The following is a 1,359-nucleotide window of genomic DNA, read 5'->3' on the forward strand; positions in this document are numbered from 1 at the left end:
TTAATAAGATGGTCACCCCCACCCTGTGAGCGGTACGCTGACAGGGTGTTTTTCTTTCTGAAGGGGATCATCATGCAAAACGTTACGCTCATCGGTATTGACCTCGGCAAGCATTCGTTCCATGTCCACGCTCAGGATAAAAACGGTAATGCATTGCTACGTAAGAAGTTTTCCCGCAACCCGTTAACCGCCTTTCTCTCTACTTGTGCCGCTTCTACCGTTGTTATGGAGTCCTGTGCGGGCGCCCATTTTATGGCCCGGCACATCAGCCAGTTCGGGCATCAGGTGAAGCTCATCTCTCCTCAGTTTGTCCGACCCTTCGTTAAAAGCAATAAGAACGATTTCATTGATGCCGAGGCTATCTGCGAAGCCGCATCACGACCTTCTATGCGCTTCGTGACTCCGCGAACCGAAGACCAGCAGGCTATGTCGTCGCTTCATCGCGTCCGTGACGCAATCGTCAGAGACCGCGTTAAAACCACCAACCAGATGCACGCTTTCCTGCTGGAGTTTGGCATTAGCATGCCGCGCGGCACCGCGGTTATCAGGCGTCTTGCTGCGGTGCTTGAAGAGCACGAACTGCCGCCTTATTTAGCGCGATTACTTATGCGTCTCCATCAGCATTACGCCTACCTCACTGAACAGATTGAAGAACTCGAACAAGAGTTAAAAACCCACATGGCGGATGACGATACCGCACAGCGCTTGCTGACTATCCCCGGCGTTGGACTTATCACGGCAAGCCTTTTAGCCACGAAGCTTGGCGATGGAAAAAGTTATGCCAGCAGCAGGGACTTTGCTGCATCGACGGGGTTAGTCCCACGTCAGTACAGCACTGGCGGAAAAAGTACGCTAATGGGCATCAGTAAGCGCGGGGATAAAAATCTGCGACGTCTTCTGGTGCAATGCGCTCGCGCTTTTATGCAACGACTTGAACACAATCAGGGGCGGCTGGCTGACTGGGTGAAGGCCCAGCTCTCGCGGCATCACTCGAACGTAGTGGCCTGCGGGTTAGCCAACAAACTGGCCCGAATAGCCTGGTCGGTGACAACCCATCGTACAGCTTTTATCCAATAAAAAGAGCCAACAGGGACGAACTGTTAGCTCTTAGGCGTTACGCAGTGACTTTCTGGTTTTGCGACGACTGATTATTGATGACATGAACGGCACAGCGACCTGCGGATGAACCTGACATAAAAAATGGCTCTTTGAAGCCGTCCGCTTTTTAAGGTTCTGCAGGCGCGGACTTCATCGTGGCGCGGGCAACGTAAGGTTGCCCATCAGACGCCGTATAGATTTAAGCAAGCCCATCATAAATCAAAATCAACGTTGCAAAAAAGGGGGTGACCATAGATTTTT

At 51.9% G+C, this 1,359-nt stretch carries 1 protein-coding gene; it reads left to right on the plus strand.

Annotated features, from left to right (window positions below; translation table 11 throughout):
* The first annotated feature begins 72 nt into the window (after positions 1-72).
* Complete coding sequence (locus LC431_RS26165) at positions 73-1,077, plus strand: IS110 family transposase (protein ID WP_223510480.1); 1,005 nt, start codon at positions 73-75, stop codon at positions 1,075-1,077.
* Positions 1,078-1,359 lie beyond the last annotated feature (282 nt).

The sequence above is a fragment of the Rahnella sp. GSA61A genome, from assembly GCF_019969905.1.
GTDB lineage: Bacteria > Pseudomonadota > Gammaproteobacteria > Enterobacterales > Enterobacteriaceae > Rahnella > Rahnella aceris.

Excerpts from the sequence above, each read along its gene's own strand:
- LC431_RS26165 (WP_223510480.1), top strand. The coding sequence starts at position 73 with ATGCAAAACGTTACGCTCATCGGTATTGACCTCGGCAAGCATTCGTTC.